15 protein-coding genes and 1 tRNA gene are annotated in these 13924 nt (G+C 67.7%); 6 read left to right on the top strand and 10 right to left on the bottom strand.

Going from position 1 to position 13924, the window contains the following annotated elements:
- Positions 1 to 58 precede the first annotated feature (58 nt).
- Genes D571_RS0104150 through D571_RS0104135 form a run of 4 tightly spaced genes read right to left on the bottom strand, consistent with a single transcriptional unit; the run spans position 59 to position 4146 of the window.
- Positions 59 to 886 (bottom strand): ScpA family protein, encoded by an 828-nt coding sequence (locus D571_RS0104150; protein ID WP_018935413.1) that lies wholly within the window; start codon positions 884 to 886, stop codon positions 59 to 61.
- 5 nt (positions 887 to 891) lie between these two features.
- Positions 892 to 2112 (bottom strand): tryptophan--tRNA ligase, encoded by a 1221-nt coding sequence (locus tag D571_RS0104145; RefSeq protein WP_018935412.1) that lies wholly within the window; start codon positions 2110 to 2112, stop codon positions 892 to 894.
- A gap of 40 nt (positions 2113 to 2152) precedes the next feature.
- On the bottom strand, positions 2153 to 3523 hold the full coding sequence (locus D571_RS0104140; RefSeq protein WP_018935411.1) for a DUF945 family protein: 1371 nt from the start codon (positions 3521 to 3523) through the stop codon (positions 2153 to 2155).
- A 2-nt stretch (positions 3524 to 3525) separates the two neighbouring features.
- On the bottom strand, positions 3526 to 4146 hold the full coding sequence (locus D571_RS0104135) for an L-threonylcarbamoyladenylate synthase (protein WP_038046716.1): 621 nt from the start codon (positions 4144 to 4146) through the stop codon (positions 3526 to 3528).
- A 115-nt stretch (positions 4147 to 4261) separates the two neighbouring features.
- On the opposite strand from D571_RS0104135, the gene D571_RS0104130 reads away from it, so the two are divergent.
- The gene (locus D571_RS0104130) at positions 4262 to 4558 is read left to right on the top strand and encodes a YciI family protein (protein ID WP_026287565.1); all 297 of its coding nucleotides are present in this window, start codon (positions 4262 to 4264) and stop codon (positions 4556 to 4558) included.
- The gene (locus D571_RS0104125) at positions 4558 to 5388 is read left to right on the top strand and encodes a peptidylprolyl isomerase (RefSeq protein WP_018935408.1); all 831 of its coding nucleotides are present in this window, start codon (positions 4558 to 4560) and stop codon (positions 5386 to 5388) included. The genes D571_RS0104130 and D571_RS0104125 overlap by 1 nt, the downstream gene beginning before the upstream one ends.
- A gap of 30 nt (positions 5389 to 5418) precedes the next feature.
- On the opposite strand, the gene thrC is transcribed toward D571_RS0104125, so the two are convergent.
- Genes thrC through alaC form a run of 3 tightly spaced genes read right to left on the bottom strand, consistent with a single transcriptional unit; the run spans position 5419 to position 9160 of the window.
- The gene (thrC, locus tag D571_RS0104120; RefSeq protein WP_018935407.1) at positions 5419 to 6561 is read right to left on the bottom strand and encodes a threonine synthase; all 1143 of its coding nucleotides are present in this window, start codon (positions 6559 to 6561) and stop codon (positions 5419 to 5421) included.
- A 36-nt stretch (positions 6562 to 6597) separates the two neighbouring features.
- Positions 6598 to 7905, bottom strand: coding sequence for a homoserine dehydrogenase (locus D571_RS0104115; protein WP_018935406.1), 1308 nt, complete (start codon positions 7903 to 7905; stop codon positions 6598 to 6600).
- A gap of 43 nt (positions 7906 to 7948) precedes the next feature.
- A complete protein-coding gene (gene alaC / locus D571_RS0104110) occupies positions 7949 to 9160 on the bottom strand; it encodes an alanine transaminase (protein ID WP_018935405.1) in 1212 nt (403 codons plus the stop codon).
- Positions 9161 to 9697: 537 nt separating this feature from the next.
- Here alaC and D571_RS0104105 point away from each other — a divergent pair.
- A complete protein-coding gene (locus D571_RS0104105; protein ID WP_018935404.1) occupies positions 9698 to 10081 on the top strand; it encodes a magnesium transporter MgtE N-terminal domain-containing protein in 384 nt (127 codons plus the stop codon).
- An 86-nt stretch (positions 10082 to 10167) separates the two neighbouring features.
- The gene (locus D571_RS0104100) at positions 10168 to 10740 is read left to right on the top strand and encodes a CPBP family intramembrane glutamic endopeptidase (RefSeq protein WP_198003780.1); all 573 of its coding nucleotides are present in this window, start codon (positions 10168 to 10170) and stop codon (positions 10738 to 10740) included.
- Between the two features lie 30 nt (positions 10741 to 10770).
- On the opposite strand, the gene D571_RS0104095 is transcribed toward D571_RS0104100, so the two are convergent.
- Together D571_RS0104095 and D571_RS0104090 are read right to left on the bottom strand one after the other, a co-directional pair.
- Positions 10771 to 11151: a DUF2237 family protein gene (locus tag D571_RS0104095; protein ID WP_018935402.1), complete on the bottom strand. Its 381-nt coding sequence runs from the start codon at positions 11149 to 11151 to the stop codon at positions 10771 to 10773.
- Positions 11152 to 11381: 230 nt separating this feature from the next.
- A tRNA-Ala gene (locus D571_RS0104090) sits at positions 11382 to 11457 on the bottom strand.
- Positions 11458 to 11640: 183 nt separating this feature from the next.
- Here D571_RS0104090 and D571_RS0104085 point away from each other — a divergent pair.
- Positions 11641 to 12486, top strand: coding sequence for an MBL fold metallo-hydrolase (locus D571_RS0104085; protein WP_018935401.1), 846 nt, complete (start codon positions 11641 to 11643; stop codon positions 12484 to 12486).
- 35 nt (positions 12487 to 12521) lie between these two features.
- Positions 12522 to 12941: a glutathione S-transferase N-terminal domain-containing protein gene (locus D571_RS0104080; RefSeq protein WP_018935400.1), complete on the top strand. Its 420-nt coding sequence runs from the start codon at positions 12522 to 12524 to the stop codon at positions 12939 to 12941.
- Between the two features lie 83 nt (positions 12942 to 13024).
- On the opposite strand, the gene D571_RS0104075 is transcribed toward D571_RS0104080, so the two are convergent.
- Positions 13025 to 13924, bottom strand: a 900-nt coding sequence (locus tag D571_RS0104075) for a methyl-accepting chemotaxis protein (protein WP_018935399.1), incomplete at its 5' end; no start/stop codon positions are given.

The raw sequence follows: 13924 nt of genomic DNA, 5'->3' as shown, positions 1-13924 counted from the left end.
GGGGCACGGAGGCCCCGGGAAAGGCCACCTGCGGAAAAGGCCCCGGCCGGGCGGCCGCTCAGGCGTCGCCGCCGCGTCGGCGCAGGCGGATGGGGCCGTAGGGCTCGCCCTGCCCCCATTCCACCAGCCCGGACTTGGCCAGCTCCAGGATCGCGAGGAACGACACCACCACGCCCTGGCGTCCTTCGGCCCGTTCCAGCAGCGTGACGAAGTCGGTGAAGGCCTCGCTGTCGAGCTCGTGCAGCAGGCGGGTCATGTGTTCGCGCACCGAGAGCTGCTCGGTCGCCACATGGTGATGGGCGTTCAGACTGGCCCGCCGCATCACCGCGGCCAGGGCGTCCATCAGGGCGTCCAGCGACGGGGCCGGTGGCGGCGGACCCTCAAGGGCGTCGTTATCGGCACCGGCGGCGAAGAAATCGCGCTCCATGCGCGGCAGTGCGTCCAGGCGTTCGGCCGCAGTCTTGAACTGCTCGTATTCCTGCAGCTGCCGGATCAGGGCCATCCGCGGATCGCCCGCATCCTCGTCGCCGGATTCCGCCGGCCGAGGCAGCAGCATGCGCGACTTGATCTCGGCCAGCAGGGCCGCCATCACCAGGTATTCCCCCGCCAGCTCGAGGCGCAGGGCGCGCATGACCTCGATATAGGCCATGTACTGGCGAGTGATCTCGGCGATCGGGATGGCGAGGATATCGAGGTTCTGGCGTCGAATCAGATACAGCAACAGGTCCAGCGGACCTTCGAAGGAGTCGAGGAACACCTCCAGCGCATCCGGCGGGATGTACAGGTCCTCCGGGAGCTCGGCGACCGGCTCGCCGTGCACTCGCCAGACACCCTCGCCCTCCTTCGCCGCGGGTTCGACGACCCCGTCTTCCACCTGTTCGCTCACCCCGGCTACCGCAGGTAGTCCAGCCCCATCGCGCGGCGGACCTCTTCCAGGGTCTCGCGCGCTTCCTCGCGCGCGGCCTCCGAGCCCTCGACCATGATCGAACGCACCAGTCCGGGATCGCTGGCGTATTCACGGGCGCGCTCCTGGATCGGGGCGAGCTCTTCCTGGATGGACGCAATCAGGGGCTTCTTGCAGTCCAGGCAGCCAATGCCGGCGGTGGTGCAGCCCTCGTAGAGCTCGCCACGCTCTTCCTCGCCGGTGTAGACCTGATGCAGCTCCCACACCGGACACTTTTCCGGGGTCCCCGGATCGGTGCGGCGCACCCGCGCGGGATCGGTCGGCATGGTGCGGATCTGGCTCTCCACTTCCTGCGGTTCGGACCGCAGGCTGATGGTATTGCCATAGCTCTTGGACATCTTGCGCCCGTCGAGCCCGGGCATCTTCGCGGTAGGCGTCAGCTTCGGATGCGGCTCGGGCAGGATGATCTTGCCGCCGCCCTCGAGATAGCCGAACAGCCGGTCCCTGTCCTTCAGCGACAGATTCTGCTGCGATTCCAGCATCGCCCGCGCCACCTCCAGGGCCTCGTCCTCGCCGTGCTCCTGGAAACGCTTGCGCAGGTCGCGATAGCGTTTCGCGGCCTTCTTGCCCATCTTGTCCACGGCCTGCTCGGCCTTTTCCGCGAACCCCGGTTCGCGCCCGTAAAGATGGTTGAAGCGCCGCGCCAGCTCGCGGGTGACCTCCAGATGCGAGACCTGGTCCTCACCCACCGGCACCATGCCGGCGCGGTACGCCAGCACGTCGGCGCTCTGCAGCACCGGATAGCCGAGGAAACCGTAGGTCGCCAGATCCTTCTCGCGCAGCTGTTCCTGCTGGTCCTTCCACGTCGGCACCCGCTCCAGCCAGCCCAGCGGGGTGATCATCGACAGCAGCAGATGCAGCTCGGCATGTTCCGGCACGCGCGACTGCACGAACAGGGTCGCGGATCCCGGACTGACCCCGGCGGCCAGCCAATCGATCACCATCTCGGTGACGTACTGCTGCAGGTCGCCCGGCTCTTCGTAATGGGTCGTCAGGGCGTGCCAGTCGGCCACGAAGAAGAAGCACTCGTAGTTGTGCTGCAGCTCGATCCAGTTCTTCAGCACCCCGTGGTAATGCCCGAGATGCAGGCGACCGGTCGGCCGCATGCCGGATATCACGCGCTGGTTCGTCCCCTGATTGGTGGTCACGGTTGCGATCCTTCCTGATGATTGGCGAGTGAGGTCAGATTCAGAACATGCCGCCGGAGACGGCAAACAGCAGACCCAGGGCGCTGGCGGTCCGGTCACGATCCTGTACGAAGATGCGACCATCGCGCATCACCAGGTGTCCGTCGAGGCGTTCGCCCTCGCGTTCCAGCCAGGCGTCCGCCTCCGCCGCGGCGAGGAACCGATGCAGCGGATCCGGCTGCGCCAGCCCTTCCAGGGAGTCCGGCCATTCCAGCCCGACACCGGCGCGAATGTCCAGCGCCACCGACTCCATCGGGCGTACGCGGAAGCGTTCCGGGGCCCCCGAAAGCACCAGCTCGCCATCCAGCTCCAGGTGCCGCTCGGGGGCCGTGTTCATGGTCCCCTTCAGGCTGATCGCGGGGCTGCGTTCCAGCGAGGCGCTGATCGCGTCGAGGATGGCCGCGTGGGTCAGGTCGCGCCGCTGGTCGGGATCCAGCGCCCGGAACGACGGGTCGCGCAGGGACTCCACCAGCTCGACTAGCGCCGCACGGTCCCAGCGTTCCATCCCCAACTGCACGTCGACCGGCCCGCTGCGACGTGCCTCGCGCCAGCCTGCGTCGGCCACCTCCATATTTTCGATCTCCAGGCGCGCGCGGGAATCGAGGCGGTCCTCATGGCGGGTCTGGAACGCATTGATTCGCGCCCGGTGCAGCATCACGCCATTGCCACAACCCGGGCGCACCCATTCCAGACGATCCACGGCCACCCCGCCCTCGAAATCCGGCAGCGGTCCCCAGGAACCGTGCACATCCGGCTCCAGCGCGAGCACCTGCCGTACGCCCTCGAGCTCCAGCGTCCCGCCGGCCTGATCCAGCCGCAGGCGCGGAATCGACATGCTCACCAGGGCCTGTTCATCCGACCAGGCCAGCTGCAGCAGGGCCTCACCAAACTCCAGCCAGGCCGGCCCCTCGGCGGTCTGCCAGGCGGCCATAGCTGGCCACTCTGCGATGTCCATGCGCACGCCGCTCAGCTTCACCCGCGTGGTCAGCCCGCCACCCAGGCCGCTACGGCTGTCCGCCCGGGGATCCAGCTGACGCAGCACATCGGCCAGCTCCGGGGCATCCCCCGGTTCGGTATCCAGCTCATCAGTGTCCAGCCGGGTCCGGACCCGCGCACCCAGCACGCCGTGGTGCACCTCGTGGAGCAGCGGGATCCGGTATTCCTCATCCTGCAGCGTGAGGTGCAGGGTCCCGCGCGCACTCGCCTCGCGGTAGCCGCGCCGGTATTCGTCCAGTTCGTGGCGCAGTTCCAGCCCGCCGGCCTGCGTGTCCAGGCCGGCTTCGAGGGTGTCTTCCACCTGTCCACCGACATACCAGGGCCACCCGGCCGCCAACAGCCCGAGCACCAGGACCAGCAGGATCCATTTACGCATGATCAGTCATCCAGAAAACCGGCATCCCCGAGGCCGTGACGGATCACCTCGGCCCCGTCACCGGTGAGATCCAGCACGGTGGTCGCCTCCAGGGTACCCGCGCCGCCGTCGATGATCGCGTCCAGCGCGTGCGACAGTCGGTCCTCGATCTCCCAGACCTCGCTGAGCGGGGTCTCGTCTCCGGGAAGCTGCAGGGTCGCCGACATCAGCGGCGTCCCCAGTTCCCCCAGAAGGGCGGAGACGATCGGGCTGCCGGGGACGCGCATCCCGATCGTGCGCCGCTTCGGATGCTGCAGGCGCCGCGGGACTTCGCGGGTTGCCGGCAGGATGAAGGTATAGGGCCCCGGGGTCAGGGTCTTCATCAGACGAAACGCGCTGTTGTCCACCTTGGCGTATACGCCAAGCTCGGACAGGTCGCGGCACAGCAGTGTCAGGTGGTGAGTTTCGTCCACCCCGCGGATGCGGCGGATGCGCTCGGCGCCGGTCTTGTCACCGGGCAGGCAGGCCAGGGCATAACAGGCGTCGGTGGGCACGGCGATCACCGCGCCTTCCTGCAGCCGGTCGCAGACCTGGCGGATCAGCCGCGGCTGGGGGTTTTCGGGGTGGATCGCGAAGGTACTCATGGGGAACCGGGCATCGGACAAGGCGCGCAGTGTAGCGCAACTGCATGCATTCCATCATGCAGCCCCGCGCGCCGGCGTTACAATGAGCGTCTTCTCCATTTTCGACGGGACCACGATGCTCTACATGATTCATGGCCAGGATGCCCCCGACTCCCTGGATGCCCGCCTCGCGGCGCGCCCCGAACACCTGGAACGCCTGCAGGCGCTGCGCGATGCCGGACGCCTGATCCTGGCCGGTCCGTGTCCGGCGATCGACAGCCCCGATCCCGGTCCCGCCGGTTTCAGCGGGAGCCTGATCGTCGCCGAGTTCCCGTCGCTGGAAGCCGCCCGTGAGTGGGCGGATGCCGACCCCTACGTGCACGCCGGGGTCTACACCTCGGTGGACGTGCGCCCGTTCAAGCAGGTGTTCTGATGAATGCACAACGCCTGTTGACGACTGCCGTACTGGCCGGTGTCACCGCCCTGGCGGCCTGCGGCGGGGAACCCGAGGACAACGCTCGCGAGACCACCGAGGACGCCGAGGTGCTCGCCCTGGTCGATGGCGAGGCCATCACCCGCTCCGACGTATTCGCCTATTCCGGCATGGAAGACGACCCCGCCGTGGCGGGTGACCAGGGCGTGCTGGATGAACTGATCAGCCTGCGCCTGCTGCGCCAGGAAGCGGAGCGGCGCGGACTGCACGAGGAGGAGGAAACCCGCCGCATCCTCGAGATGATCCGGACCAATTTCCTCGCCTCAGAAATGATGGACCGCCTCACCACGGAACTCGACATCTCCGACGATGACCTGCGCGCGGAATATGAACGCCAGGCGGAACAGATGGAGGGCGAGGAATATCGTGCGCGGCATATCCTGGTCGAGACCGAAGACGAGGCGCGCGAGCTGCTGGACCGGCTGGAGGACGGGGAATCGTTTACCGAGCTGGCTGAAAACTATTCTCGGGACCCGGGCTCGGCCGAGCGCGGCGGGGACCTCGGCTGGTTCGAGGCCGGGCGCATGGTGCCGGCGTTCAGCGACGCAGTGCAGGCACTGGAGACCGGCGAGACCACCCCGGACCCGGTGGAAAGCCGCTTTGGCTGGCACCTGATCCAGCTGGAGGAGACCCGGCCGCTGGAGCTCCCGCCGATGGAGGACGTGCGGGCCGAACTGATCGAGGTCCTCGAAAGCCGCGCGATTCAGAAAGAGATCGAGCGCCTGCGCGAGGAAGCAGACGTCGAGATGCCCGAGCGCCCGGCCAACTGACCGGCCGGGCGCCAGCACCCGACGAGCGAATCAGGCGAGGTTGTCGCGGATCGCCCGTGACACCGCCTCCAGCTCCGCGGGTACCCGCGTGGGCTGGACCACGCTCTGGCTGATCGCGGTGTCGGGATCCTTCAGCCCGTTGCCCGTGAGGGTGCAGACCACGGTGGAACCGGCCGGGATCCGGCCCGAGCGGATATCGCGCAGCGCACCGGCCAGCGAGGCGGCGGAGGCAGGCTCGCAGAACACCCCTTCCTTTTCTGCCAGCAGCTTCTGCGCGGCCAGGATCTCCTGATCCTGGCACTCGTCGAACCAGCCATCGGATTCCTCGCGCACCCTCCACGCCATGTCCCAGGACTGCGGGTGACCGATGCGGATCGCGGTCGCGACGGTGTCGGGGTCATCCACCATCGCCCCGCGCATGAACGGCGCCGAGCCCGAGGCCTGGTACCCCACCATGTGCGGGCGGTTTCCGACCATGCCGCCGCCGGCGTACTTGCAGTGCCCCTGACAGTAGGCACAGGCCGCGGTCACGTCCTCGCTGCTGCGCGCGGCCATCTCGCTGTAGCCGATCCAGTGGGCCGTGATGTTGCCGGCATTGCCCACCGGCAGGCAGTGGTAGTCGGGCGCCCGTCCCAGCTCCTCGATGATCTCGAACGCCGCGGTCTTCTGCCCCTGCAGGCGGTACGGATTGACCGAGTTGACCAGGGTCACCGGGGTGTTCGAGGCCACTTCCTTGACCAGGCGCATGCCGTCATCGAAGTTGCCGGCGATCTGGATCACCGTGGCCCCGTGCATCATCGCCTGCGCGAGCTTGCCCATCGCGATCTTGCCGTCCGGGATTACCACGAAGGCGGTGATCCCCGCCCGCGCCGCGTAGGCCGCGGCCGCCGCCGAGGTGTTGCCGGTGGAGGCGCACACGATCGCCCGCGAGCCCTCTTCCACCGCCTTCGTCACCGCCATGGTCATGCCGCGGTCCTTGAAGGAACCGGTCGGGTTGAGGCCCTCGTACTTGACGTAGATCTCCACCTCGCTGTCCAGCTCGCGGGGGATGTTGTTCAGCCGGATCAGCGGCGTAGCGCCCTCGCCGAGGGAGATCACCCGGGTATCGTCGTGGACGGGCAGGCGATCGCGGTAACGGTCGATCAGGCCGGTATAGCGGTGTCCGTGAACCATGCGGATTCTCGTGTCGTGGATCGGGTCAGTCGGTGCTCAGAGCGCTTCCATGCGGATGCGCGAGATCGGGGTCAGCAGGTGTGGCAGGGCCTCGACCGCACTGATCGCCTGGTTCATCGCGCCCTCGCGCACGGCGTGCGTGAGCATGATGATGGTGGCCTCGCCCCGCTCGGGGTCGGGCTCGCGTTGCAGGATCGCCTCGATGCTGATCCCGTGCTCGCCGAGGATCCGGGTGATGTCGGCCAGCACGCCCGGACGGTCCTGGGCGCGCAGGCGCAGGTAGAACGAGGTCTGCACGTCCTCCAGAGCCAGTACCGGGCGGTCGGAGAGCGCATCCGGCTGGAAGGCCAGGTGCGGCACGCGGTTCTCCGGATCGGTGGTCAGGGCCCGCACCACATCCACCAGATCGGCCACCACGGCCGACGCCGTGGCCTCGGCACCCGCGCCGGCCCCGTAATACAGGGTCGGCCCCACCGCGTCGCCCTGCACCAGCACCGCGTTCATCACGCCGTCGACGTTGGCGATCAGCCGCCGCTCCGGGATCAGCGTCGGGTGCACGCGCAGCTCGTAGCCATCGGGCATGCGCCGCGCGATGCCCAGATGCTTGATGCGATAGCCCAGTTCCGCGGCAAAGCCGACATCCTCGCGGGTAATGCCGCTGATGCCCTCGACCGCCACACGGTCGAACTGCAGCGGGATACCGAAGGCGATGGACGCCAGGATCGCCAGCTTGTGGGCCGCGTCGATCCCCTCCACGTCGAAGGTCGGGTCGGCCTCGGCGTACCCCAGGGCCTGCGCCTCGGCCAGCACGTCCTCGAAGTCGCGGCCCTTGTCGCGCATCTCGGTCAGGATGAAATTGCCGGTGCCGTTGATGATCCCGGCCAGCCATTCGATGCGGTTGCCGGCCAGTCCTTCGCGGATCGCCTTGATGATCGGGATGCCGCCGGCCACCGCCGCCTCGAAGGCCACCATCACGCCGCGGGCCTGCGCGCGTTCGAAGATCTCGTTACCGTACAGCGCGATCATCGCCTTGTTTGCGGTGACCACATGCTTGCCGGCATCGATCGCCCGCAGCACCAGATCGCGGGGCCCTTCGGTCCCGCCCATCAGCTCAACGACGACCTCCACCTCGGGATCGTCCACCACCGCGGCGGGGTCGGTGGTCAGGCGCAGCCCCGAGGTGTCGCATTCGCGTTCACGTTCGATATCGCGCGCCGCGGCGGCGACCACCTCGATGCCGCGGCCGGCGCGCCCGGCGATGTCGGTCCCGTTGCGGGCCAGCACGTTCACCGTGCCGCAGCCCACGGTACCCAGTCCGAGAATTCCGATCTTTACCGGCGTCATGGTGTCATTCCCTGCTTCGTCCCGGCGCGGGGCGCCCGGTTGCTCATGGATTCGTGGCGGAGGCATCCGCGAGGATGGAGTCGGCCCGGAACATCGCCTTGATGCCGCGCAGGGCCTGCCGCGTACGCTGTTCGTTCTCGATCAGCGAGAAGCGGACGTGGTCGTCGCCATAGGCCCCGAACCCGATGCCCGGCGACACCGCCACCTTTGCGTCGCGCAGGAGCTTCTTGGAGAACTCCAGCGAGCCCATCTCGCGGTAGGGCTCGGGGATCGGCACCCAGACGAACATGGTCGCCTTCGGCTTTTCCACCGTCCAGCCCAGCTTGTTCAGGCCATCGCACAGCACGTCGCGGCGCACCCGATAGGTCTCGCAGATCTCCTGCACGCAGTCCTGCGGTCCTTCCAGCGCGGAAATCGCGGCGACCTGGATGGGCGTGAACGTGCCATAGTCGAGATACGACTTGATGCGCGCGAGGGCGGCCACCAGCGTGGGATTGCCGCACATGAAACCGACCCGCCAGCCGGGCATGTTGTAGGTCTTGGACAGGGTGTAGAACTCGACCGCGATGTCCTTGGCGCCCGGTACTTCGAGGATCGACGGGGCCCGGTAGCCGTCGAAGGCGATCTCGGCGTAGGCCAGATCGTGCACGATCCAGATCCCGTGCTCGCGACAGATCTCCACCACCCGTTCGAAGAACTCCAGATCCACGCACTGCGTGGTCGGGTTCCCCGGGAAATTCAGGATCAGCATCTTCGGCTTCGGCCAGGAGTCGCGGATCGCGCGCTCCAGCTCGGCGAAGAAATCGACGTCCGGGGTCAGCGGCACGTGGCGTACGTCGGCGCCCGCGATCACGCAGCCATAGGGATGGATGGGATACGCGGGGTTCGGCACCAGCACCGCGTCACCCGGGCCGAGGGTCGCCAGCGCCAGATGCGCCAGGCCCTCCTTGGAGCCGATGGTGACGATCGCCTCGCTCTCCGGGTCGAGCTCCACGTCGAAGCGATCCTGATACCAGCGGGTCACCGCACGGCGCAGGCGCGGAATCCCGCGCGACACCGAATAACGGTGGGTGTCGCCGCGCTGCACCGCCTCGGTCAGCTTGTCGACGATGTGCTTCGGGGTCGGCTGATCCGGGTTGCCCATGCCGAAGTCGATGATGTCCTCGCCGCGGGCTCGTGCCTCGGCCTTCAACTCGTTGACGATATTGAAGACGTAAGGGGGCAGTCGCTCGATGCGGGGAAAGACGTCGGTCACGGGTCGGTTCCTGATTGGGCCCGGGCTGGGAATGGGCGTGGACGTTGCGGCACGCACACCGGCGGGGCTCGCGCCACCCCCGACCGGCACGCACCGGAAAACGGCTCAAACTATAACCCGCACCGGGGCCTGTCAACGCATCCGCGGCCGGATGCCCCGCGGGGGCTTGTCCCGGAGCCGGCCCTTCGCTATCATCCACCCCCGCTCGTGACCGTGTGTCACGGGCGCATGTCGAGCCACAAGAGGTATGACGACACCCATGGACAGTTGCAGTTGTCGATGCACGAAGGCCGCCGGCGCGGTCGGGTACGTGCATCCCGCTGTCCGTCGGGTCCGGTCCCTCCGCCCCTTCCTCTGAAGGGGCCGGAACCCGGTCCGACGTGACAGGGATGCACGTCGGATACGGGTTTCCGTACGGTCCTATGGACCGTCCTCCCTCCGTCCCGCGTTCAGTCCGACGACCGGCGCCGCCCCGGATGGCCTTCGCATCGTGATGTTTTTCATTCAACCGAATCGACCGATGCGAGGTACCCCGAAATGACCGAACTGGCAATGGACACCGTACAGGACTTCCACACCGGCACCGACTTCTCCGGCCACGCCGGCATGCCGCCCGTCGCCTGCACCGATCTGCGCCCCGATCCGGCCGTGTCCGGCATCCGCGGGTCGCTGGACGCCGGCCAGCTGGCGGCCGCGCGCATGCGATTTCTCAAGCTGACCACGGATGCCCAGGCCGAGGTCCTTCAGTCGCTGGAACCCGGCGATGTGGCACGCCTGGCCGACCGCCTGCCGAGCCACGGGCTGGCACAGGCCTGCGAGCAGCTGGGCGAATCCCGGCGCCACGAGGTGCTCGATGCCCTGCCCGCCGGCAAGCGCCACGGCGTGCGCGTGATCCTCGACCATCGCGCCCGCCTCGGCTGAGACCCGCTGCCGTGCCCCGGCATCCCCGCCGGGGCGCGGGCTCCGGGCAGGTCACCGTATAATGCCCGCAACCCTCCTCGAGCCCGATTGCATTGCGCTCCTTCATCTCCCGCCATCCTTTGCTCGCCGGAGCCGCCTTTCAGGGCGTTCTGATCCCGCTGGCCTTCGTGCTCGCCGCCCTGGCGGGCGTGCCGCTGCTGGGTGCGATGGACTGGAGTATCGAGGCCGTGGCCCTCGGTCTGCTGGTGACCACGCCGATGTTCCTGCTCGTGGCGCTACTGGGCTGGGCCGACCACCCGGCATTCCGCGCGATCCGCGCGCAATTGCAGGAGTTCCTGGATCTGCTGTTCCGCGGGGCCCCGGCCGGTTCGGTGGTCCTGATCGCGGTACTTGCCGGGGTCGGCGAGGAGCTGCTGGTGCGCGGCGTGCTGCAGCAGTGGCTGGGCCTGCATCTGCCCGCCGGGGCGGCGATCCTGCTCGCCTCGATCCTGTTCGGTCTGGCCCATTACGTGAGCCACCTGTACTTCGTCTTCGCCACCCTGATTGGCCTGTATCTTGGCTGGGTCTACCACGTGACCGAAAATCTGGTCGTGGTGATGATCGCCCACGCCGCATACGACTGGGCGGTAATCCGCTGGTACCTCGCCCGTCCCGCCTGATCGGATCCGGGACCATGAAGCCAGCGTGCGCTATTCGGCCGGGTCGCGGGCGTGCGCCTTCAGCACCTCCAGCGGGATGATCGCCAGGGTCTCCTCGTGGGTGGCCCGCAGAAACACCCCCGGGGCCACTCCGGCCCGGTAGGCCTCCACCCAGCGCCCGGCGCACAGGCACCAGCGATCGCCCGGCTTAAGCCCGGGGAAACCGAAGGCCTCCATCGGCGTCACCAGGTCGTTGCCCCGCGCGAGGGAATAATCCAGAAACGCCTGCGTGACTTCGGCGCACACCGTGTGGATGCCGGTATCCTCGTGCCCGGTGGCGCATCGACCGTCCCGGTAGAACCCGGTCACGGGGTCACGGCCACAGGGTTCCAGTTCTTCTCCGAACACGTTGCGCGAGGCGAAAGGCTGCATGACGGTCCCCTGAACACCAATGGAACTGGCTGGATGATTCATGGATAGACAACCACGCCCGGAAGCTCCCTGCAAGCGCCCATGTGGAACTCGCGACGCCTGCGTACAACGTGGACAACAACCGGAGTCAGGATTCGGAATCCGCGCTGGAAGACCCACAGCCTGCCGTGGCCGCACACATCCACAAAAAAGGCCCCTCCGATTGCGACCGGCGGGGCCTTTCCCGAATGTGGTGGAGCGGAGGAGGATCGAACTCCCGACCTTCGCGTTGCGAACGCGACGCTCTCCCAGCTGAGCTACCGCCCCTCGAGATGCTGCGCATTCTAGCAGGGCCTCCGGCTCACTGGAACCCCACGAGCGGGCTCCGGAGGTGGCCGTGCGCCCATGAACGGGACGCCCGTCGCAGATCACGCGGCCGACCCCCGCAAACACGCCGCAACCGCCGCGATCCGGCTAGAATGATTCCAGATTTGATCGACGTTCCGCACCATGCAGCCAGAGCGATCCGCAACCGAAACGACGCTGACGGAACGGCTTGACGCCCCCGCCCCGCTGTCCGTACGTATCCTCGGCGCCAGCGGCGGCATCGGGCCCGGGCGCCGGACCACGTCGATCCTGATCGACGACGACGTGCTGATCGACGCCGGGAGTGGCGTGGGCGACCTGCACCTCGAGGAACTCGGCGGCATCCGCCACGTATTCCTGACCCACTCGCACCTGGACCACGTGGCCTTCCTGCCGTTCCTCATCGACACCGTCTTCCGGGTCGACGCGCCCCCGATCACAGTCCATGCCCTGGCGGACACACTCGAGGCCCTGCAGCGCCACATCTTCAACTGGGTCATCTGGCCGGACTTCACCGCCCTGCCCTCGCCGGAACGGCCCTCCCTGCGCCTGCAAACGCTGGAGCCCGGGGAAGCGATCAAGCTGGGGAACCGCACGGTGACTGCGCTGCCCGCGCGGCACACCGTTCCCGCAATCGGGTATTCGGTGGTCCGACGTAACGGCGGTGCCTTCGCATTCAGCGGTGACACCACCTCCACTCCGAGTTTCTGGGAAACACTCAACGCCCTGCCCAGCCTCGATCTGCTGATGATCGAGACCGGTCTGCCGGACGAAATGGACCGACTCGCGGGCGCCAGCCGGCATTACACCCCGCTGCAGCTTGCGCACGACCTGGGAAAACTGGTGCATCGCCCACGTGTCGCCATCACCCACCTGAAACCCGGCTACGAACAGGCGATTCGCAGGCAGCTGGCCGCACGCGACAACGGCGACATGATCGTTCTCGGCGGCGACGAGCGTTTCGAACTCCAGGCGCCCGCGCGCCGCTGATTGGTCACGCCGGACAGCTGTGGCATGCTGCACCCATGCGACCGGTAATCCGACTCTTTTTCCGCGGCGTGCGTCTGGTGCTCACGCCCTTCATGCTCGTGGGGGAGCGGGTCACGCGCCCGCGCGGGGTCCAGCGTGATCCCGAAGAACAGGCCCGGGTGGACGAGCAGACCCGCGCGATGGCCCTTTATCATTTCCCCGCCTGCCCGTTCTGCATCAAGGCCCGGCGGGCGATGCAGCGCCTGTCGCTGGACATCGAGCTGCGCAACGCTCAGGCGGCAGGCGAACATCGCGAGACCCTGCAGACCGAGGGCGGCAAGCTGCAGGTCCCCTGCCTGCGGATCGAGGAGCCGGACGGCAGCGTGCGCTGGCTGTACGAATCGGGCGCGATCATCGAGTACCTCGAGTCGCGCTTTGATCCGCAACGGGCCGGAGCCGACACCGAGAGCTCCTGACCGGGAATGACGGCAGGCGGCCATCCGCCGCCCCCGTCCATCCTTCGCACGACCATCCGGGGCCGGTCAGGGTCCCGCCCGGTTCACACCCGGAAGTGCCCCACCCGCTGCTGCTGCTCGGAGGCCAGTTTCGACAGTTCCTCCGAGGCATTCGCGATCTCGCTGGAGCCGCTCGCCGTCTCGTCCAGCACCTGGGTGATGTTGGAGATGTTGCGGTTGATCTCCTCGGCCACCGAGGACTGCTCCTCGGCCGCACTGGCGATCTGCGTGTTCATCTCCGAGATGGTGGTCACCGACTGCGTGATCGACTCCAGCGACTCGCCCGCCTCGTTGACCTTCTCGCGGCTGGCATGCGCCCGGTTCTTGCCCTCTTCCATCGCCTGAACCGCCTCGCGCGTGCCGTGCTGCACCCGCTCGATCATGCCCTGGATCTCGTGGGTGGAGTCCTGGGTCCGGCTCGCCAGCGTGCGCACCTCGTCGGCCACCACCGCAAAGCCACGGCCCTGTTCGCCGGCCCGCGCCGCCTCGATCGCCGCGTTCAGCGCCAGCAGGTTGGTCTGATCGGCGATATCCCCGATCACCTCCAGCACCTTGTTGATCTCCTCGGCGTCCGAGGACAGCCGCTCGATCACCTCGGCGGTGTTGTCCACCTGCGAGGTCAGGTGGTTGATCGACTGCACCGTCTGCTGCACCAGCTCACGCCCGGCGTTCGCATCCTGATCGGTGGTCTGCGCCGCGGTGGCCGCATCCGACGCGTTGCGCGCCACCTCGGCCACAGTCGCGGTCATCTCGTTCATCGCCGTGGCCACCTGGTCGACCTCGTCTTTCTGCCGCGTAACCTGACTGTTGGTCTGCTCACTGGTCGCCGACAGCTGGTTGGCCGCGGCCGCGACCTGGTCGCCACCGGCCGCGACCTCCTTGACCAGATCCTGGATCTTGCCCACGAAGCGGTTGAAGGCCGCGGCCAGATCGCCCAGCTCGTT

Source organism: Thioalkalivibrio sp. ALJ24 (assembly GCF_000377785.1).
Lineage (GTDB): Bacteria > Pseudomonadota > Gammaproteobacteria > Ectothiorhodospirales > Ectothiorhodospiraceae > Thioalkalivibrio.
This window is presented reverse-complemented; position numbering and strand designations above follow the sequence as displayed.